This is a genomic window from Methylomonas koyamae (genome assembly GCF_001644025.1).
Classification (GTDB): Bacteria; Pseudomonadota; Gammaproteobacteria; order Methylococcales; family Methylomonadaceae; genus Methylomonas; species Methylomonas koyamae_A.
Map to the genome: position 1 here is coordinate 61,439 of NZ_LUUK01000196.1, position 19,738 is coordinate 81,176.

The window sequence follows — 19,738 nt, forward strand, 5'->3', positions numbered from 1 at the left end:
TGCAAAATCCACCGACGCTCCTAACGAGGATACAATATTGTTCGCTTTGCTACATCCCTACATCAGTAGGGTGTCCTTAACGGATAAGAAAACTGTTTTGTCGGTATTGTACCTTAGAACTACTGTTAGCTGTCCAGCTGCTGACAATTTCCGGACTAAGGCAAAAACAAACAAAACCGCGCTCCGCCCAGCCGACTGCGGTTATCGACGCGGACATAGCCACTCTGCTCGCCGTTTTTATGTAAAGCGGCAATCACCGACACAAAAAACAAACCCAGACCGGTATTGCCGCCGATCCAATCCAAATCAACGCTGCCGCTCAGATCGGCGTCGAGTATCTCGGATGGATACCCCTTGCCGTCATCCTCGATCGCCAACCGCAAATAGCCATCCTGCTCGACGGCGCTGACCAATATCTTCTCCCGCGTATAACGTAGCGCGTTGTTCAAAATCGTCGCCAACGCATTGGTAATCTGTGGGTAATCGCAAAAACACAGCAGATCGTCCGGACATTCGATAACCACCTCGACATGGTTCAAGCGCGACAAACGGCTTTGTTGGTCTCTGGCCTCATTCAGAATATCGATGACTGGATAGGCGTCGATCATCAGGCAAAACTTATCGGCATCGATTTTATACAGTACCAACAACTGCATCAGCGTGTGATTGATATGGGTCGCCTCGAACTCCAACTGGTTGATGTCCTCGGCCCGATCCTGATACTTCACGGCCAATTGCCGGGTCAGTTCCAACAAAATGCCCAACGAATTCTTAATATCGTGGACGGTGGACGCCAGCACCGCCGGAAACATCCCGGCCTGATCCGCCCGCGCCGTCATCGATTAGATCCGTTCCGAATGGGCGTGCAGCAACTTGGCGTACTCGATCTGCAAAATGCCCAATTTATGCGGGTCCACTCCGATCTGTTTGGCTTTCTTGAATAAGGCCTTGGTGCGGCGATTTTTCTCCTCGTCGAAATCGTTGGCTTTCAGATCGTGGATCATGATTTTCAGCATATTCAAGATGATGGTTTTATTGTCCGGCAAGTTGACGATGGCCTGCTCGAACAAATCCAGGGCCTCCTTGAACTTGCCCTGCTTGTACAAGGCCACGCCGCGGTTATTGGCGGCAATCAACGCCTGTTTGGTTTTTTGAATCAGGATTTCCGAATGATTGTGCAGACCAATGTCGCTCTGCATCTTGCGGACGGCGTTGAGAAACGCGTCGTCGTCGATGTGGTATTTGATCAAATCGTACAAAATTTCCTCGGCCTTGCCGTGCTGGTCGTTCTGGAAACAGGCCTTGACCACCTCCAACTGCAATTCCCTGGGCGCCTTGTTGCCGAGCAAGCCCGCCAGCTGGACGGTGCGTTGCAATGCCTTGTCCGCCGCCTCCTCGTTACCCAGTGCCTTGAACACCTCGATTTCCAGCGCGCTAGCCCGCAAATCGGCCTCGGGCTGGTTTGCGTATTCCTTACGCATTTCTTCCAGGACTTGCAGGGCCTGAGTACCCGCATTGCTTCGCGCATAAAGCCTTGCCAACCCGGCATAATCGGCGCTGGAACGATGCACCGAATGCTTCCCCAATTTAACAACGTTTTTATAGGCTTTTTCGGCGGTTTCCAGATTGCCGTTTTTGTCGGCGGTTTCGGCCAATTTTTTCTGCCGCAGTATCGATTGCGGCGACAACTCCAAGGCTTGATGCATCACGTTCTCGACGTCGCCGTACTGGTCCAGCGCCTCGTAGGCCTTGCCCAACCAATCGTAACATTCCATCAGCATCGGATTTTCGGCCATCAAGCTACGGAATCCGGCAATCGCCTGTTCGATGTTATTGTTCTGAAAATCGATGACGCCCAAGCCTATCCTGGCCCAGGACAGCTCGCGCTGGTGCAGCACTTCCTGATAAATCGCCCTGGCCTTGTCGAAATCGCCGACGGAAATCGCCAATTCGGCGCGCAATTTCAGCAAATTCAGATGCATCTTCTTATCGTTCTGGGCCAGCAAGTGGTCGCACTGCTGTATCGCCAGCGGCAGATTGCCCTTGTCGATGGCTCGCTCGACCGGCGCCAAAAAATCCTTGCGGGCGAAATTGCGACTTAGCCGGCTGATCAATTGCTGCGCGTTGAACGGCTTGGTTAGGTATTCGTCGGGCTTGCCTTCCATCGCGCCCAAGACCGCGGCGGTGGATTGTTCGGCGCTGATCATCACGAACACGCAGCGATAGTCGATCAAGCGGCGGAAGCGCGCCTCCTCCAACACCTGCTGGCCATTCTTGCCGGGTCCAAGGTTGTAATCGCACAAGACGACGTCGAAACGGGTTTTAGTCATTGCCACGATCGCAGCCTGACCACTGTCGGCCTCGCTGACCTGATCGGCATCCAGCGCGTACAACATCTCCCTGATCGCCTTACGCATCACCGGATTGTCGTCGACGAGCAAGGTCGCCTTACCTAATAAACTGAATTTCATTGCCGGTTAAACATCAACAAACGGTTCAATCGCACGCTCCGTCAAACTTTATCGTTAGGGTCTTGAAAAAATTCGTCGGCATCCCCAAGTCGCCCCAGTCCGTTTCACAACCTAATTGAGTATAGACATGAGCACTGTTGAAGCCAATAAACAAACCCTGGGTTTCCAAACCGAAGTCAAACACCTGCTGCATTTGATGATTCACTCCTTGTACAGCAACAAGGAAATCTTTTTGCGCGAGCTGATCTCCAACGGCTCCGACGCCGCCGACAAATTACGCTTCGAGGCGCTGGCCAACGACAGCCTGTACGAAGGCGACGCCGAATTGAAAATCCGCGTGGATTTCGACGAAAAAGCCAAGACCATCACCGTCACCGATAACGGCATCGGCATGACCCGCGAGGAAGTCCAAGACCATATCGGCACGATCGCCAAGTCCGGCACCAAGGCCTTCTTCGAAAAACTCACCGGCGACCAAGCCAAGGACAGCGAACTGATCGGCCAATTCGGCGTCGGCTTTTATTCCTCGTTCATCGTCGCCGACAAAGTCACGCTGACCACCCGCAAGGCCGGCGCGCCGCACGACCAAGGCGTGCGCTGGGAATCCGACGGCCTGGGCGAATACACCATCGCCTCGGTCGAAAAAGCCGATCGAGGCACCGAAATCGTGCTGCACCTGAAAGACGGCGAAGACGAATTCTTGAGCGAATGGAAACTGCGCTCCATCATCAAAAAATACTCGGATCACATCAACCTGCCCATCATCATGAGCAAGGAAGTCCCGGCCGAGAAAGACGACGACGGCAACGAAACCGCGCCGGCCCGCGTCGAGGACGACACCGTCAACAGCGCATCGGCCTTGTGGACCAAGTCCAAGGACGACATCAGCGAAGAACAATACAACGAATTCTATAAACACGTCGCCCACGATTTCCAAGACCCGCTGGTCCACGTCCACAGCAAGGTCGAAGGCACCAACGAATACAGCCTACTGTTGTTCGTGCCAGGCCGCGCGCCGTTCGACTTGTGGGACCGCGATGCCAAACACGGCGTCAAACTGTACATCAAGAAAGTCTTCATCACCGACGATCCGGAACAACTGATGCCGCGCTATCTGCGCTTCGTTCGCGGCGTGATCGACGCCGACAGCCTGCCGCTGAACGTGTCGCGGGAAATCCTGCAACAAAGCAAGCAAATCAGCAATATCAAAGCCGGCGCTGTGAAAAAAGTATTGGGTCTGCTGGAAGACTTGGCCGAAAACGACGCCGAAAAATACCAAAACTTCTGGGAAATGTTTGGCAACGTCATCAAGGAAGGCCCGATCGAAGACCACAAAAACAAGGATCGCGTCGCCGGCTTGCTGCGTTTCTCGTCCACCCACACCAACGACAAAACCCAAAACGTGTCGCTGGCCGACTATGTCAGCCGGATGAAGGAAGGCCAGGAAAAAATCTATTACATCACCGCCGACAGCTTCGCCGCCGCCAAAAGCAGCCCGCATCTGGAAGTATTCCGCAAGAAAGGCATCGAAGTCCTGTTGCTGACCGACCGCATCGACGAATGGCTGGTGTCCAGCCTGACCGAATTCGACGGCAAGCATATGCAATCGATTGCCAAGGGTGAGCTGGACCTGGACAAATTCGACAGCGAAGAAGAGAAAAAACACCAGGAAGAAGTCAGCAAGGACTTCGAGGCGGTGGTCAAGCAAATCCAGGAAGTGCTGGATGACAAAGTCAGCGAAGTCAAAATCAGCCACCGCCTGACCGACTCCCCGGCCTGCCTGGTCACCGGCGCCTACGACATGAGTTTGCACATGGAGCGGATCATGAAGGAAGCCGGCCAATCCGGTGGGATGTTCGGCATGGGCGGCAACAGCAAGCCAATCTTCGAAATCAACCCTGACCACGCCATCGTCCAGGCCCTGAAAAACGAGCAGGACGACGCCCGCTTTGCCGACATCAGCCATATTTTGTTCGACCAAGCCATCCTCAGCGAAGGCGGCCAATTGGACGATCCGGCGGCGTTCGTGCATAAGTTGAATGGCTTGTTGCAAAACCTATTGAAGTAGGTTGGGTTAGGCGCCAGCCGTAACCCAACACGTTGGCTTTCGATAGGGTTTGTTAACCAACCGAGCCATCAATTGAGAAAGGCCGGGAAACCGGCCTTTTTTGTGGGTGTTGTGTTAAAGTCGCCCTGTATATCCGTTAGTTTGACGCGATATACAGATCTATTTAATTACTTACTTAGACCTAGCTATGACTGAACCCCACTGGACAACATATCTCGCGGCATTGCTTACCCCAACGATTGCGGTCTTTGGGGCTTCAATTGCCTACCACCAATGGCGTACAGCTCAAAACAAATTGAAACTAGATTTATTCGAAAGGCGGTTATCTATCTACGAAGCAGCCCGGGACTACCTTGCTTCTGTTTTAACCTCCGGGAAAACATCACAAGAAGCTGAGTTGAAGTTCTTGTCTGGCACTAGAGGGGCAAAATGGCTTTTTGACGACGCAATCGTTCAATACCTCGACAATGTTCTTTGGCACAAAATCTGTGAACTCGGCTGTATTCAGTCCGAACTGGAGGGATTACCGGCCGGTGAAGAGCGCTCAAGAAACGTTCATGCGAGTGCTGACATTAGGAAATGGATGGTTGAACAAACGAGTGTGCTAGATAAAAAATTTTCTCCTTACTTATCTCTTCGCCACTAGCCTTGTAGGTACGCACCGCGTACCTTCTGGCTTTCCAACATTGGGACATCCCCTTTTCGGTACGCGGTGCGTACCCTACCAATTGGCGATTGGGTCCAATCGGTCCACAATTTGTAACTCGTTTTTCTATTCTTGTGAGATCGTGATGGCAAATTATCGGCGCTGTTATGTACCGGGCGGTTCCTACTTTTTTACCGTTGTCACGGAACTGCGGGCGCCGATTTTGGCGAACGATGCGGCTCGGGATTTATTGCGTTCGGCGATTCGCGCATGCCAACAACAATGGCCATTTGCGGTGGATGCATTGGTGTTGTTGCCGGACCATCTGCATGCGATTTGGACATTGCCTGCTGGCGATGCCGATTACTCCAACCGCTGGGGCTTGATCAAAAAACATTTCACCCAACATTGGTTGGCGGCGAACGGCGCTGAACTACCGATCACGCTATCCAAACAACGCCAACGGCGGCGGGGCGTTTGGCAACGTCGTTTCTGGGAACATGCGATACGCGACGAACGCGACTACGCCCGACATTTGGATTACCTGCATTACAATCCGGTTAAACACGGTCTGGTGGCCTCGGTGACCGATTGGCCTTACTCCTCGTTTCATCGTTTCGTAACCGAGGGGCTTTATCCCGCGCAATGGGGTTCGGATATAGCCAATCAGTTTGATACGTTCGACGGCGGTGAATAAGTCAGAAGCAAGCCTCGATAAAATCGAGGATTCGAAGGCCAATCCCCTATAATTTACCGATATTTTTGCGATGATCTGAAGGCGGATTTCCCCAATTTCGGGCGTGGGCTTGATAACCGGAGGTCGTCGCCCTCGATTCCGCTAACGCTCCATCGAGGCTACACTGGGTTGATCTCAAATCGATTCAGGAATGGTCATGGTGGCGTATCGGCGCAATTCAGTCCAATTATTTCCGCGTGGTGCCGAACGGCGCCATAATGAACCATGACTAACGTACCCGCGCGCCCTACCCGCCTTGGCATCATCTCCGACACCCACGGCCTGCTGCGACCGCAAGCGCTGGCCGCGTTTCTCGGCTGCGAGCGGATTTTGCATGCTGGTGACGTCGGCAAGCCGGAGGTGTTGCATGCGCTGAACGCGTTGGCACCGGTAACGGCGGTACGCGGCAATAACGATAAAGGTGTCTGGGCCGACGAATTGCCAGTCTGCGCGCGCGTCGAGCTGGGACAAGTCGGAATCTACCTGATTCACGATCTAGCGGAACTTGACGTCGATCCCGCGGCAGCCGGAATTCGCGTCGTCATTTCCGGCCATTCGCACCAGCCGTCGATTTCGGAACGGAACGGCGTGTGGTATGTAAATCCCGGCAGCGCCGGTCCGCGTCGGTTTAAGTTGCCGATCGCCATCGCCGAATTGATTGTCGACGCTTCGGTGGTAAAGGCCGAAATCATCGCACTACAGATTTGAAGCACGTTGTTTTAACGATTGCTGCGTAAAACACAGCACACTTGCCACGCCATATTGCTTGCAAGCTAACCTATTCATCTCGACTAACCGCGATAAAACCAACGACCATGAGTTTTGACTTCAACGCTTACCTTAACCGCATCGGCATCGCTAAACCGGAAACCACCCTCGCCGGCCTGAGCGAACTACAACAGGCGCAGCTCAGTGCGATTCCGTTCGAAAACATCAATCCGCTGTTGGGTCTACTCCCGGATTTAGAAACCGTTGCATTGATGGACAAAATTATCGCCAAACGGCGCGGCGGTTATTGCTTCGAATTGAACAGTCTGTTCGGGCACGCGCTGGATGAACTGAGATTCGCCTATCGCCCCATCCTGGCGCGGGTGCGGATGGGTCGTAGCGAAGGCGGACCGCGTCTACATCTGGCGTTTATCGTCGAAGCCGAAGGCGAACCCTGGTTGGTGGATGTCGGCTTCGGCGGTCCCAGCCACTATCGGCCGCTGCGGTTGAACACCGAACAGGAACAAATACAGGACCATAACCGCTTCCGCTTGCGCCGGGAAGCGGATTCCGGAGAAACCGTGCTGGAGCGGCTACAAGACGACGGCTGGTTTGCGTTGTACAGTTTCGATCTGTCCAGAGTCCAACGTTGCGACCTGGAAGCGGCCAATCTGGTATGTACGACTTGGGACCAATCGCTACTGTCGCAAAATCTGTTGGTTTGCCGCAATACCTGCGCAGGTTGGGTGCAGTTGTTCAATACCCGGTTTTCCCAATTCATCGGCGGCGAGCAAATCAGTACTGCGGTGGACGGCGCCTCGCACTTACAAGCCTTGCTAAACGAGCAATTCGACATCGAAATCGACGATGACCAATTGGTCCTTCTCGCCAACCGCTTAGCGTTGGCTGGCCACTAACCGCCTCGTAGCGATAATTAGCCGACGTGACGATATTCAACTCGAGCCGAAAAACAAAAAGCCCCGTCGAGTGTCCCCGACGGGGCCTGGACCGAGACGAATCGTTTATTGAATAACCGGTACGGTGGTCGTGGTGGAGCGGTAGTTGGCGACCAATGGCGCGGTGTAATTCGTCGTTCTGGTTTGGTCGGACGAATTGGTATCGCCTTCCGCGAAACCGCAAGCGCTGCCGGCGCATTGCGTGCTCAAATTTGGCGTCGCGAACAACATCACGGACGGACCGTAGTAGCTCATCACGGTACCGAATTTGCCGCTGATACCCCATGCATAGGAATATGAAAATTTACCTTGGAAACTGCTGTACGTACGATCGTGGACATTGCCTAAGGTATGGCCGATTTCATGAGTGAATGTATTGGCTCCGCAATAGTAATTGGTCATCGAGTCTTTGGAGTAGCCGTCGCCAATAGTTCCGAAACCGAATTTGGCGTTCGCCGCGCCGCCGTTGGCAAAGCCGACGTAGGTGGTGCCGCAGCTGCCGGCGGTTTTTGCGTAGAGCGGTCTAAATAGCATCACCAAATCGGCGCCGTACTTGTTACGGAGCGCGGCAGTGCCGGCAAACGCGCCTTTGTCGTACGCCAAATCGGACAGGGCTTGCGAGTTGGAATTACTCTCCACATAGGTGGTTGGTCTCGCGTGTACCAATCTCAAGCTCATATTAATTCCCGAATCTTTGTAAGATTGGTTGGATACGTCGACCAAATAGGCAATCCGTTGTTTCGCGTACGTTGCGGTTTGGTTGACGGTGGTGTAAAGCACCATTAAATCGACCACCGCATTGCTGGAACTTGTCGTGGTACTGACCGTAGCGTTAGCCGTCGTTTGCACGCTAGCCGCCGCATACGTGGCTTCGGCGGTTTTCGCCTTGGTTTCCGCAGCGACCGCGAGCGCATATTTTTTATCGTAAGACGACTTCAATTGTGTCGCATTGGATTGAGCCGTTTTATTGGTCGAATTAGCTTGGCGCAGTTGACCATTCAGGTTGTTGACATTGGCTTGCGCCGAATTCACCGCCGCTTTTAAAGCCGAATTTTTTTTGTCTTTGCTCAACGCGGTTTTCGCGTTTGCCAAAGCGGTTTTGGCGGCATTTAACGCGTTGCTTAGCGACGCGACGGTTTGCGCTCCGGCGTCGGCTTGAGATTTTGCGCTTAGGTATTGTTGATACACCGCGTTGGCTTCGGCGGTTAAGGCGTTCGCCGTTGCCCTGGCAGTTTCTGCCGCGACTCGCAGGGAATCCAAATTGTTGGCGTTACCCACGGCGTCGTTCATCGTCACCGATTCGTCCGCCATGGCTTCCTGTTGATCGCCTTCGAAACCGGCGGTTTGCAAGCCGGATTTATCCAAATCAACCACGACCGTTTTACCGTCGACCGTTTCGATATTGTAGGCGCCATCCGGTGTGAAGACATTGCCGATTACACCGGCATCGCCTTGGGAGAGATAAACCCGATAGCCTTTACCTTCGTCGTCCAAATAACCGATCCAGGTTGAACTGCCATCCGCATGCTCTACGGCATTATCGTGAACTACGTTGTATTGGCCTATCGGTAAATCCAGCGTAAAGGTTTTTCCGATCGGTACCTCAGCTAATTGATCCATCGGCAAATTAACATTCATGACCGAGCCTGGTTTAAAATTTTTATATCGCTCCGGAAGATTATTCGCATAATCCGGCGCGACTACGATCATTTCGGCACCCAGTGAATTGTCCGCGGATTTATTTAAACCACTACCGTTGCGTCCGGTAATGACTACGGTTTTAATAATTCCACTTTCGGCGATTATGCTGTGATTATAGCCGGCGAGTAATTGATGCAATCCCATATTCCAATCGTCGCCAACAATTTTATGCGTAATGGTGTCATTCTCGAGATCGGCATTGATTTTAAAGGTTATACCGGTACGGTTGGCCAATTGATCGGCGGCATCCCGTAAGGTTTTGTTTTGAATAACGTGATAAACGTTGTGGGGCAATTCTTTAATCAATGGCGCTTGGCTGGCCATTGCATTGGCGGACACCACGGCCAAAATCGCGGTCGCAAGTGTTCTTATCTTTTTATATTCTGTCGCTTTCATTTCGGTCACCTTTTAAATTATCATCAGCAGGCACACCAACCGAGCCAACTCTGCTGAATCCGAGAGTTTCCGCTATATTCGGAAATCTCCCAACCAATAAGTATCATCTTTTAAGATGGACACTCCCTTTATTTGAAACACGAAGTTATTGTAGGAATTCACCGAACCGAATTTGTGAAACCGGTCCGGTTTAGCGGGATACACGGAAAAATCGGCCGATTAATCCGCGGGTCTTAGAGACGGCTCACAATTGGCGGAATGCCATTGTTCGCGATAGACATCGTAGGCATATTGCTGGCGAATTTGCAGGCTACCGGCCGACAATGAATAGACATCCGGCAAGTTATAGCCGTTAAAACGATTGGCCTTGATCAGACTGTAGGCGCCGAGCTCGGCGAACACCAATTTTTCGCCCACCTCCGGCACACGCCGAAAACGGTAAGTACCGAATACGTCACCGGCCAAACAGGTAGACCCGGCCACTATCGCCGAATGCAAGCCGTATTCATCGCTATCCAACAATCGGGGTTGGCGTTGGTACTCGAAGACTTCCGGATGATGGTTGATCGACGTATCCACAATCAGCACGGTTTTGCCGTCGCTGTCGAAGCGATCCAGCACTGTAGTCACCAAATAACCGGCGTCGCCGACCAAGGCCTTGCCCGGCTCCAAAAACACCGACAATCCAAAGCTTTCGCGCAAGCGTCGCAAGACCTGAACCAACTGGCCGGGTGCGTCGCGGTAACGATAGCCGCCACCCAGATTCAGCCAGTGTAAGGTTGGCGCCTTCATCAGCAATGGCTGGATCACGGCCAGGGTTTTCATCAGCGGGGTAAAATCCGTGCTGTCGAATACGTTATGAAAGTGCAAACCCTTAACGCCCGGCGGCAAGCCGCCGCTCAATTCGGCGACGTCCACGCCCAGCTTGGAATGCGGCCGACACGGGTCGAAGCGCGGGTCGTCGATAAACGAAAGTTTCGGGTTGATCCGCAATCCCTTGGAGGCATACAAGGAGTTATCAGCCAGGCGCTGATACTGGCTCAAGGAGTTGAAGCTGATATGAGTGCAAATTTTGCGCAATTCGGCGATTTCGGCCGGGCGTAGACCTGGTGAAGTCAAATGCACGGTGCCGGACCCGCCCAGAATTTCGTAAGCCCATCGCGCCTCGAACAAGGAACTGACCGAAAAACCGTCGATTCGCCCGCGCAACGATTCCATTAAAAAGCCCAAGGGCAAGGCCTTGATCGAATACAGCACGTGACAGCCGGCCATATCCCGCAAGGCCAACAACGGTCGCAAATTTTCGGCGACTTTGTCCATGTCCAACACAAAAGCCGGCGTCGTCTCGACGCTCTCCAAACACGCTCTAAACATCGTCACCCCTCTCTCCCCCTGCCACGGTAAAGCGCGGCTTCGGTTATCACATAATCCATAAACACATCGTGCGGCTCGGTCACGACGTCGGATACCAATTGAGACTCGTAGCAAATGCCGACCAATAAACAATCGGCTCGAACCTGACTCAACAAACGATCGTAGTACCCGGCGCCGTTGCCCAAACGCCCGCCGCGCTTATCGAAAGCCACGCCTGGCACCAGTACCAAATCCAGATCGGTGACCGCCACTTGCCGCTCGGGTTGGTAGCGTCTTTCTACCGGCGGTTCCGGAATCCGCCAGGTACCGGGCCGCAACTCGGATAAATCGTTCAAACCCCACAAACCCAAACAGCGCGCGCCGCCGGCGTCCTCGGTGCAATAAGGCACGACCACCGACTTTCCTAGCGCCAAGGTGTCGTTAATCGCCGTATGGGTCTGGACTTCAGAACGACAACCGACATACCACAGCACCGTAACGGCGGTCTGAAACCAGATCTGATTCATTAAGCGACATTGGATTGCCGCGCTATGCAAAGCCGGCTCGCTTTGCATAGCTCTGGCTCGATACGCTTGCCGGCGCTGATCGGCTTTAGTCATGTTCAACCGCCGCCAGCGCTTGCGCCAATAAATCCGGTGCCTCGCTCAACAAATGCAGCGCGTCCTGTTCCTTACGCAGCCAAGTGAATTGGCGCTTGGCAAGTTGACGGGTGGCAACGATGGCTTTCTCCCGAAAGGTCGCGAAATCGTATTCGCCGTCCAGATAGCTCCAGGCCTGGCGATAGCCGACGCAACGCACCGACGGCATCGCCGTATCCAGGTCGCCGCGCGCGCGCAACGCCCGTACTTCGTCGATAAATCCGCCGGCCAACATTGCGTCGAAACGCCGTGCGATCTTGTCGTGCAAGGTAGCTCGGTGTTCCGGAGCCACGATCAATTTGACATAGCGGTAAGGCGTTTCGACCTCGCCGGCCGCACCGAAAAAACTGCTCAGCGGCCGGCCGCTGAGTTGGTAAACCTCCAGCGCCCGCTGTACCCGTTGCGGATCGTTGGCGTGGATGCGCGCCGCCGCTTGCGGATCGACTTGCGCTAGGCGGGCGTGCATCGCCGCCTTGCCGAATTCAGCCAACTCGCTGTCCAGCCGGCGCCGCAGGTCGGCATCGGCGGCCGGCAATCGAGCCAAACCTTGGGTTAACGCGCTGAAATACAGCATCGTGCCGCCGACCAGAATCGGCAACCGGCCGCGTTGCAGGATGTCGTCGATCGCGGCCAGGGCTCGATCGCGGAATTGGCCGGTCGAAAAGCTATCGCGCGGATCGAGGATGTCGATCAAATGATGCGGGACGCCGCCGCGCTCGGCCGGCGTCGGTTTAGCGGTACCTATGTCCATGCCGCGATACACCAGCGCCGAATCGACGCTGACGATTTCGCTGTTCATCGCTTGCGCCATGGCCACCGCCAACGCCGACTTGCCGGATGCGGTCGGCCCCATCAACAAGACCACCTTGGCTTTGCTCGGCTGCTCCATCATTGACCGCGCATGAAAAAGCGGTCCAGATCCTGGTGGCTCAAGCGTACCCAAGTCGGTCTGCCGTGATTGCATTGACCAATACGCTCGGTTTGCTCCATGTCGCGCAGCAAGGCATTCATTTCGTCGATACTGAGCTTGCGGCGGGCTCTGACCGAACCGTGGCAAGCCATCGTCGCCAACACAGCATTGATTTTCTCCTCGACTTGGCGACTGAAGCCGTCGTTGAGCAAATCGGCCAACAAATCGCGCACCAGCCGATCGACATCGGTCTTCGCCAGCAGGGCCGGCGTCGCGCGCAGCACCACGGTTTCCGGCCCGGAGCGGGTCAATTCGAAGCCCAAGTCGTGAAAAAACGCATGCTCGCGTTCGGCAAGATCGGCCTCGGCGGCCGTCACCTGCAATTTGATCGGCAGCAACAAAGGCTGGGAGACGATGGCGGACTGATGGTAATGCTGCTTCAAGCGCTCGTAAGTCACTCGCTCGTGGGCGGCATGCGCATCGACCAGAATTATGCCGTCGGCCGTTTCGGCCAGAATGTAGATATTGTGGATATGCGCCACCGCGAAACCCAGCGGCGGCATCGCCGAGGCCGGCGCGGCGGCGGGCGGCGTATCGTCGGTCGGATAGAGTTTGGCGTAGGCCAGGATTTGCTCCGGCACGTTAACCGCCGGCCGCGCCGTTGGCCGGTAAGCGCTTGGCTCCGGCTGTCCGGTCCGCGCCGGCGGCTCGGACAAGTCCAACGGTAAAGAGGCTTGCAACGGCGCTGGCGCGGCAGCCGGATTCGGAACTTGCACTTGGGCATCAGGCAAGCTTTGATGGTCTATCGCGATGCCCCCCTCGCTACCGGGTCGCTGAGCCGCCAGACTGCGATGCAAAGCCTGGAACAAAAAATCGTGTACCGTCCGGCCCTCACGAAACCTCACCTCCAGTTTGGTCGGATGCGCATTCACATCGACCAGTGCCGGGTCCAGCGTCAAATACAACACAAACACCGGGTGGCGACCGTGATACAGGACGTCCTGATAGGCTTGCTTGACCGCGTGCGCGACCAGCCTGTCCTTGATCAAGCGGCCGTTGACGTAAAAAAACTGCTGATCCTGCTGACCGCGCGAAAAAGTCGGCAAGCCTACCCATCCGTGTAACTGCAGACCGGAGGCGGCGTAATCGATCTTCACCGACAGCTCGATAAACGCCGAGCCGCAGATCGCGGCGATGCGTTTTTCCTGCTCGGTCAGGCTGGTGGCCGGCTTCAGATGCAGAATCTCGCGCTGATTGTGGTTCAACACGAAACCGACATCGAAACGGGCCAAGGCGAGTTTTTGGATCAGGCTTTCGATATGAGCAAACTCGGTTTTCTCGGCTTTTAGAAATTTGCGGCGGGCCGGGGTGTTGTAGAACAAATCGCGGACATCCACGGTGGTCCCGGCTGGATGCGGATCGGGTTGCGGATCGAAGTTTTTTTCGGTGCCGTCCGCACTGACCAGCCAGGCGCAATCGGCCTCCGGGGTGCGGGAAATCAAGGTCAACCGCGCCACCGAACTGATGCTGGGCAAGGCCTCGCCGCGAAACCCCATGGTCCCGACCTGCTCCAGATCGTCCAACGACGCGATTTTGCTGGTGGCGTGGCGAGATAACGCCAGCGCCAGGTCGTCCTTGACGATGCCGCAGCCGTTGTCGCGAATCCGAATTTGGCGGATACCGCCCTGCTCGATGTCTATCGTGACTTGGTTGGCGCCAGCGTCGAAGCAGTTCTCGACCAATTCCTTAACCACCGACGCCGGACGCTCGACGACCTCGCCGGCGGCGATCTGGTTGACCAGTTGAGGAGGTAAAGCGTGTATCCGCATGGCAAGCGCCCAAAAAGCGCGTATTTTAACGGATAGCGACTCGAACGGGGATTTGGAGCCTTGTCCCATGACACATAAGCCTAGACGAGGGGATGTATGTCCAGTGCGAGATGCGCCTGATGCTGCAAAAGTTGGGATGTGGAGACATGATCGTGACTATACATACTCAAGCACTCAACACGCAGGCTCAAGTGCAAGGCTTCGTTTCCAACAACGAAGCCATCTGGTCTCCGCTGACGGATCGGGCAGCGGCTTACGACTGGATGACCGATACGCTCAAGCTGTTTCGTTTTTCATAAAAAATATCAAAGACTTGCCAGCATAAATCGATTCAAAAATCCACCCGCATCACCGTCACGGCGTGGCCTCGGTAAAATTCCTCGGCCACGCTCCGCCAACCTAGACGGCGGTAAAAACTCGCGCGATCCGGCGTGAACAAATATAAAGCGCCGACGCCGGCCGCCTCGACTTGCGCCATCGCATGGCGCACTAGTGCCGAACCGACGCCGCGATCGCGAAATTCCGGCGCCACGTAGACGCTGGCCAACCACGGACTCAGTTCCGGCCGGGTATCCATGTCGGATTCGATGATAGCGGCGGAGCCAGCCAGCCTACCCTGCCACTTGCCGACAAAAGTACTCGGCACCAAGTCCGCGCCTAGATAAGCCTGCATTCGAGCGACCCGCTCACTCAGGACGAAGCCGGGGTTTAAGTCGGCCCACTGCTGATGGTGCCAAGCAGCCAAGGTTGGCAGATGCTCGGGCTCGGCCGCTAAATCGATAATGTGCATCGCTGGTCTGTGGCGTTTTTAAAAAAACCCGAGTGCGCTCGATGACGCGGAAGGCGGCAATTTTAAATCAAAATCGGCTCGGCGAAGCTCTCGGTTGAAAAGGTCATGGTGACGCGCCTGGAAATGCGCTTAGATTCCACTTGGTGAACGCCAGAACTTCGTGCGGCAACGTGGACCAATCTTCTGTCTGGCGCCCCGCTAACTCAGCACCCGTTGCTGTTTGATCTTGGCGTCGAAATGATCGATGTCGCCGATCAATTCGCACCGGGACAAATCCGCCAGGGCGTGTGAGGCGATGTAATCCGCACCGCTGCCGCCCAACCAAAGCTTGCTGTCGAGACTGGCGCCGAGTATCTGTTTTAGTTCCAAGAGCGTCGCTGTTTCCGGCGGCGTCTTCACCAGCCCCATGACCAGCGCGTCCGGACGTAAATGCGCGGCGGCGGCGACAATATCGGCCGCCGGCAAATCGGCGCCGAGGTAATAACATTGGTATTGCTGGGCCGAAGCCACCAGGCAACACAACAGGATTCCGAATTCATGCGGCTCGCCGCTCGGGGTCGCGAACATGATGGACGGGTTGTTAGGCGAGGGTCGGTGCAAATTGTTGACCATCGTCAGCACGATACGCTGCACGCAACTCGAAAACATATGTTCCTGGGCAATGTTCAATCGGCCCTGCTCCCACAAATAACCGACTTTATGCAACGCCGGCAACAAAACGTCTCTGGCGTAGTCCAACGGCTCGCTTGCCAACAGCGCCCGTTTCAACAGTTGCTCGCAACGCTCGATCCGATACTCGGCTAATGCATCGACGATTTGCTCGATCAGCGGCAAAGTGCGCGGCTCGGCCACCGTCGGCGCGGCTTGTTCCTGGAACGCCCGTAATTGCGGGCAATCCATGCCGGCGATCTTACTGATCGGATGGCCGTTGCGAGTCAGATTGACCAGCAAGGTCAGTTTTTCCAGGTCTTGCTGGGAATAATAGCGCCGACCGGTACCGGTGCGGGACGGCGTGATACACGAATAGCGTCTCTCCCAGGCCCTAAGGGTCTCGGGGGTCAAGCCGGTCAACGAGGTAATGGCCTTGATTGAGTACATTGTTCACGTTTTGTACATTATTTTCTTTGACAAATATTCTACAAGGTAGTAACGTTATTGCCAACTTAAAAATAAAAAAAGAAACGCTATGTCAGAGCTCACCGCTTCCAATGCATTCGAAGAGATTCAACCGACGCAAGAATCGGAAACCTCTCGGCTGGCCGGCAAACTGGAACAGGCCCGGCAACATCTGTCCGTCCTGATTCGGAACGACCGAAGCGCCGCACAAGCCCTTGCCGAACAATTGATAAGGCAACTGCAAAAAGGCGGCGATTGTTCCGAGCTGGTGGCCTCCAGAAGTCAGCAAGACTACAAAGCCTTGTTGGACACGCTCGCCATCGGTTTGAACGTCGATTGCAGCCACTGCCCCGATCAAATCGACCAGATTGTCGATGACGAACTTGTACAAGAAGATTACTTTGTACAACTTTTCGAACCGCAAAGGCTCAATCAATGCGACGCCATCCGAACTCTGTTACCGCTATTGGACAAACTGCACTTCATGCCCGTATTTTTATTGGCCGTCGCCGCCAGCGCCGAAGCCTTGATCGAGGATACGGCGTACAAGGCGAGATTGACGGCGGCCAGAAAGGAATTGAAAGCAGCTCGCCAACAAATGATCAGCGCCAACACCGGCCTGGTGGCCTTCGTCGCCCACAAATACAAAACCAGCAATCTGAGTTTCGACGATTTGATGCAGGAGGGGCTGGTGGGACTCATCAAGGCGGTCGACCGTTTCGATCCGGATCGGGGTATCTGCTTTTCCACGTATGCGATTTACTGGATCAAGCAAGCGATTTCCCGCTTGATCGTCAAGCAGGAGCGCATCGTTCGCCTGCCGGTCGCGCTGGCCGAAAAAGCCAACACCGTGTTCGACGCGATGCGTACCTGTTATTTAAAGAACGAACGTTGGCCGACGCTTGAAGAACTGAAAGCGGGTTGTGATCTGTCGGAACAGGAGATCAAGACCATCAGCAGCTACTACCAAGCGACTCATTCGCTGGACGCGGCGGTCAACGACGACGAAGACGGCCTGGATCTGATGGCGAAAATGCAACAGCACCAATTCAGTTTACCGCTGGATGAACTAATAGAAAGGGATTTGGCTCAATACGTCGACAAAGCGGTGGCATCCTTGCCGGAGAAGCAAGCGGCCATTCTGACGATGCGTTTCGGATTGCGCGATCATACCGAAATGACCTTACAGGCCGTCGCGGACCAACTGCATGTCACCCGGGAAAGAGTTCGGCAAATTCAGAACGATGCCTTAAAAAAACTGAAACAACAGTTTGGTTTTGACCTTATGCTATTTCTCGAGCCCAGGGATGGCTAACTATAACAAGTAACGACGCAGGTCAGGCTAACACTTAACAAGAGGAGTGATTATGTCATCAGAAAAACAAAATACCGGTAAACACGAGCCGCAGCCGGACTGGAAGCTGGAGGTGGATAAGCAATGGCGACAGTTTTCGGGCAAGGCCAACGATTTTTATAACGATCACAAACACCTGTTTTCCATGTCCAAGGTGGCTTCGATGCTCGGCGGCACACTGGTCGTCGCTTGGCTGGGCAGCGGCTTTTACATCGTTGGAGAAGGCAATCGCGGCGTGGTTGCCCGTTTCGGCGCCTATGCCGACACGACGCTACCGGGCCCGCATTGGCACTTTCCGCTGCCGATCGAAGAGGTCACCATCGTCAACGTCGAGCAACAACGCTTCATCGAAATCGGCTACCGCGATTCCAGCCGATTGAGCAAATCGTCGTTGATTCCGGCGGAATCCTTAATGTTGACCGCGGACGAAAACATCATCAATGTCCGTCTGGCGGTGCAATATCAGGTCAACAACGCCAAAAACTACTTGTACAGCGTCAAGGATAACGAAAACACGTTGAAGCAAGTCACCGAGAGCGTCGAACGCGCGGTGATCGGCCGTAACAACATGGACTTCGTACTGACCGAGGGCCGCAGCCAAATCGTCGCCGAACTAAAGGAACAGATTCAACAAGCGATGGACGACTACCGCACCGGCATCACGATCGCCAGCGTCAACTTGCAAGACGCTCAACCGCCAGAAGAAGTTCAAGGCGCGTTCGAGGACGCGATTCGGGCTCGGGAGGACAAGCAACGCTTGATCAACGAAGCCGAAGCCTATTCCAACGAGATTATCCCCAAGGCCCGCGGTGCCGCGTCTCGAATCATCCAGGAGGCCGAGGCTTACGAGGCTGAGAAACTCGCCAAAGCCAAGGGCGAAACCGAACGGTTCGATCAGTTATTGGTGGAATACGAGAAAAACCCGGCGATTACCCGCAAGCGTCTCTATCTGGAAGCCAAGGAAAAACTGTACAGCAGTACCAATAAAATCATGTTGGGCGCCGACGGCGCCAACCCGATGCTTTACATGCCGCTACCGCAAACCGCCGGCCATCCGGCCAGTTCGGCGACCACCGGCGGAGTAGAAGCCGAGCATAACATCGAACCGTCCGCAAAAGATAAAAATGCCGCCCGCAAAAGCAGCGGCGGCGATTTACGCCCAAGCAGGAGCAAACCATGAGCAGCCGAATCCAAGTCCTGATTCCCAGCAGTCTGTTGTTACTGATTTTGGCCTACATGTCCGTGTTTTACGTCCGCGAACATGAAAAAGCCATCCTGTTCCGTCTCGGTGAAATGGTTAGCGCCGATTACAAGCCGGGACTCCATTTTAAGACCCCCATCATCAATAACGTCAGCACGTTTGATGCGCGCGTGCTGACCTTGGACGCCAAGTCCGAGCGTTTTCTTACCTCCGAAAAGAAGAACGTTATAGTCGACTCGTTCGCCAAGTGGCGAATCGGTGATGTGGGTCTTTTTTACACCACGGTCGGCGGCGACGAGTTTCAAGCGAACCTGCGCCTGGACCAAATCATGAAGGACGCGATGCGTAGCGAGTTCGGCGTCAGGACCATCAAACAACTGATCTCCGAAGACCGCAGCGAGTTGCGCAACACTTTGCTGCAAAAACTGGCGCCGACCGCGGCCAAGTTCGGCATCGAGCTGATCGATATCCGCGTCAAACGCATCGATTTGCCACCGGAAGTCAGCAGCTCGGTTTATCAAAGGATGCGCGCCGAGCGGGAACGGGTCGCCCGGGAATTCCGTTCGCAAGGCGCCGAAAGCGCCGAACAAATCAGCGCCGAGGCCGACAAGCAGCGGCAAGTCATCGTAGCCAACGCCCAGCGAGATGCCGAAAACATTCGCGGCCGCGGCGACGCCGGCTCCGCCGAAATCTATGCGAAAAGTTTCGGACGCAATCCGGAGTTCTACGCCTTTTACCGCTCGCTGCAGGCGTACCAAACCTCGTTCGAGAAAACTCAGGATACCCTGGTGTTGAAACCGGATTCGGACTTTTTCAAATACTTCTCCAGCGAAAAATAAACGGG

18 protein-coding genes are annotated in these 19,738 nt (G+C 54.7%); 9 read left to right on the top strand and 9 right to left on the bottom strand.

What is annotated here, in order from left to right:
* Nucleotides 1-155 precede the first annotated feature (155 nt).
* Both A1355_RS18870 and A1355_RS18875 read right to left on the bottom strand, forming a co-directional pair.
* Nucleotides 156-839: a sensor histidine kinase gene (locus A1355_RS18870; RefSeq protein ID WP_064030824.1), complete on the bottom strand. Its 684-nt coding sequence runs from the start codon at nt 837-839 to the stop codon at nt 156-158.
* A 3-nt stretch (nt 840-842) separates the two neighbouring features.
* Nucleotides 843-2,471: a tetratricopeptide repeat-containing response regulator gene (locus tag A1355_RS18875; RefSeq protein WP_064030825.1), complete on the bottom strand. Its 1,629-nt coding sequence runs from the start codon at nt 2,469-2,471 to the stop codon at nt 843-845.
* 127 nt (nt 2,472-2,598) lie between these two features.
* Between A1355_RS18875 and htpG the strand changes: the two genes are divergently transcribed.
* The 5 genes from htpG to A1355_RS18900 all read left to right on the top strand — a co-directional run bounded on the left by htpG (nt 2,599) and on the right by A1355_RS18900 (nt 7,546).
* Nucleotides 2,599-4,539 carry a molecular chaperone HtpG gene (gene htpG / locus A1355_RS18880; protein WP_064030826.1) on the top strand — a complete coding sequence of 647 codons (1,941 nt, stop codon included), beginning with the start codon at nt 2,599-2,601 and terminating at the stop codon, nt 4,537-4,539.
* A gap of 187 nt (nt 4,540-4,726) precedes the next feature.
* Complete coding sequence (locus tag A1355_RS18885) at nt 4,727-5,185, top strand: hypothetical protein (RefSeq protein WP_064030827.1); 459 nt, start codon at nt 4,727-4,729, stop codon at nt 5,183-5,185.
* Nucleotides 5,186-5,330: 145 nt separating this feature from the next.
* Entirely contained in the window at nt 5,331-5,882 is a 552-nt protein-coding gene (locus A1355_RS18890; protein WP_064030828.1) for an REP-associated tyrosine transposase, read from the top strand.
* 264 nt (nt 5,883-6,146) lie between these two features.
* Complete coding sequence (locus tag A1355_RS18895; RefSeq protein WP_064030829.1) at nt 6,147-6,629, top strand: metallophosphoesterase family protein; 483 nt, start codon at nt 6,147-6,149, stop codon at nt 6,627-6,629.
* Between the two features lie 107 nt (nt 6,630-6,736).
* Nucleotides 6,737-7,546 (top strand): arylamine N-acetyltransferase family protein, encoded by an 810-nt coding sequence (locus A1355_RS18900; RefSeq protein ID WP_064030830.1) that lies wholly within the window; start codon nt 6,737-6,739, stop codon nt 7,544-7,546.
* A 105-nt stretch (nt 7,547-7,651) separates the two neighbouring features.
* Here A1355_RS18900 and A1355_RS18905 read toward each other — a convergent pair whose 3' ends face one another.
* The 5 genes from A1355_RS18905 to mutL all read right to left on the bottom strand — a co-directional run bounded on the left by A1355_RS18905 (nt 7,652) and on the right by mutL (nt 14,433).
* Nucleotides 7,652-9,682, bottom strand: coding sequence for a reprolysin-like metallopeptidase (locus tag A1355_RS18905; protein ID WP_064030831.1), 2,031 nt, complete (start codon nt 9,680-9,682; stop codon nt 7,652-7,654).
* A 219-nt stretch (nt 9,683-9,901) separates the two neighbouring features.
* Nucleotides 9,902-11,056, bottom strand: coding sequence for a carboxynorspermidine decarboxylase (locus A1355_RS18910; protein WP_064030832.1), 1,155 nt, complete (start codon nt 11,054-11,056; stop codon nt 9,902-9,904).
* Between the two features lie 2 nt (nt 11,057-11,058).
* Nucleotides 11,059-11,655 carry a 5-formyltetrahydrofolate cyclo-ligase gene (locus A1355_RS18915; protein ID WP_064030833.1) on the bottom strand — a complete coding sequence of 199 codons (597 nt, stop codon included), beginning with the start codon at nt 11,653-11,655 and terminating at the stop codon, nt 11,059-11,061.
* A complete protein-coding gene (gene miaA, locus A1355_RS18920) occupies nt 11,648-12,583 on the bottom strand; it encodes a tRNA (adenosine(37)-N6)-dimethylallyltransferase MiaA (protein WP_064030834.1) in 936 nt (311 codons plus the stop codon). The genes A1355_RS18915 and miaA overlap by 8 nt, the downstream gene beginning before the upstream one ends.
* A complete protein-coding gene (gene mutL / locus A1355_RS18925) occupies nt 12,583-14,433 on the bottom strand; it encodes a DNA mismatch repair endonuclease MutL (RefSeq protein ID WP_064030835.1) in 1,851 nt (616 codons plus the stop codon). Before mutL ends, miaA begins: the two co-directional genes overlap by 1 nt.
* A 152-nt stretch (nt 14,434-14,585) precedes the next feature.
* Between mutL and A1355_RS18930 the strand changes: the two genes are divergently transcribed.
* Entirely contained in the window at nt 14,586-14,732 is a 147-nt protein-coding gene (locus tag A1355_RS18930) for a hypothetical protein (RefSeq protein ID WP_157197953.1), read from the top strand.
* Nucleotides 14,733-14,764: 32 nt separating this feature from the next.
* Here A1355_RS18930 and A1355_RS18935 read toward each other — a convergent pair whose 3' ends face one another.
* Both A1355_RS18935 and A1355_RS18940 read right to left on the bottom strand, forming a co-directional pair.
* Nucleotides 14,765-15,223 carry a GNAT family N-acetyltransferase gene (locus A1355_RS18935; protein WP_064030837.1) on the bottom strand — a complete coding sequence of 153 codons (459 nt, stop codon included), beginning with the start codon at nt 15,221-15,223 and terminating at the stop codon, nt 14,765-14,767.
* Between the two features lie 198 nt (nt 15,224-15,421).
* Nucleotides 15,422-16,321: a MerR family transcriptional regulator gene (locus A1355_RS18940; protein WP_064030838.1), complete on the bottom strand. Its 900-nt coding sequence runs from the start codon at nt 16,319-16,321 to the stop codon at nt 15,422-15,424.
* A gap of 88 nt (nt 16,322-16,409) precedes the next feature.
* Between A1355_RS18940 and A1355_RS18945 the strand changes: the two genes are divergently transcribed.
* From A1355_RS18945 to hflC, 3 genes are read left to right on the top strand one after another with little or no spacing between them, the layout of a single operon-like run.
* Nucleotides 16,410-17,654 (top strand): sigma-70 family RNA polymerase sigma factor, encoded by a 1,245-nt coding sequence (locus A1355_RS18945; RefSeq protein WP_064030839.1) that lies wholly within the window; start codon nt 16,410-16,412, stop codon nt 17,652-17,654.
* A gap of 52 nt (nt 17,655-17,706) precedes the next feature.
* Nucleotides 17,707-18,873, top strand: a complete 1,167-nt coding sequence (hflK, locus tag A1355_RS18950; RefSeq protein ID WP_064030840.1) for an FtsH protease activity modulator HflK — start codon at nt 17,707-17,709, stop codon at nt 18,871-18,873.
* Nucleotides 18,870-19,733, top strand: coding sequence for a protease modulator HflC (hflC, locus tag A1355_RS18955; RefSeq protein WP_064030841.1), 864 nt, complete (start codon nt 18,870-18,872; stop codon nt 19,731-19,733). Before hflK ends, hflC begins: the two co-directional genes overlap by 4 nt.
* The last annotated feature ends 5 nt before the right edge of the window (nt 19,734-19,738 follow it).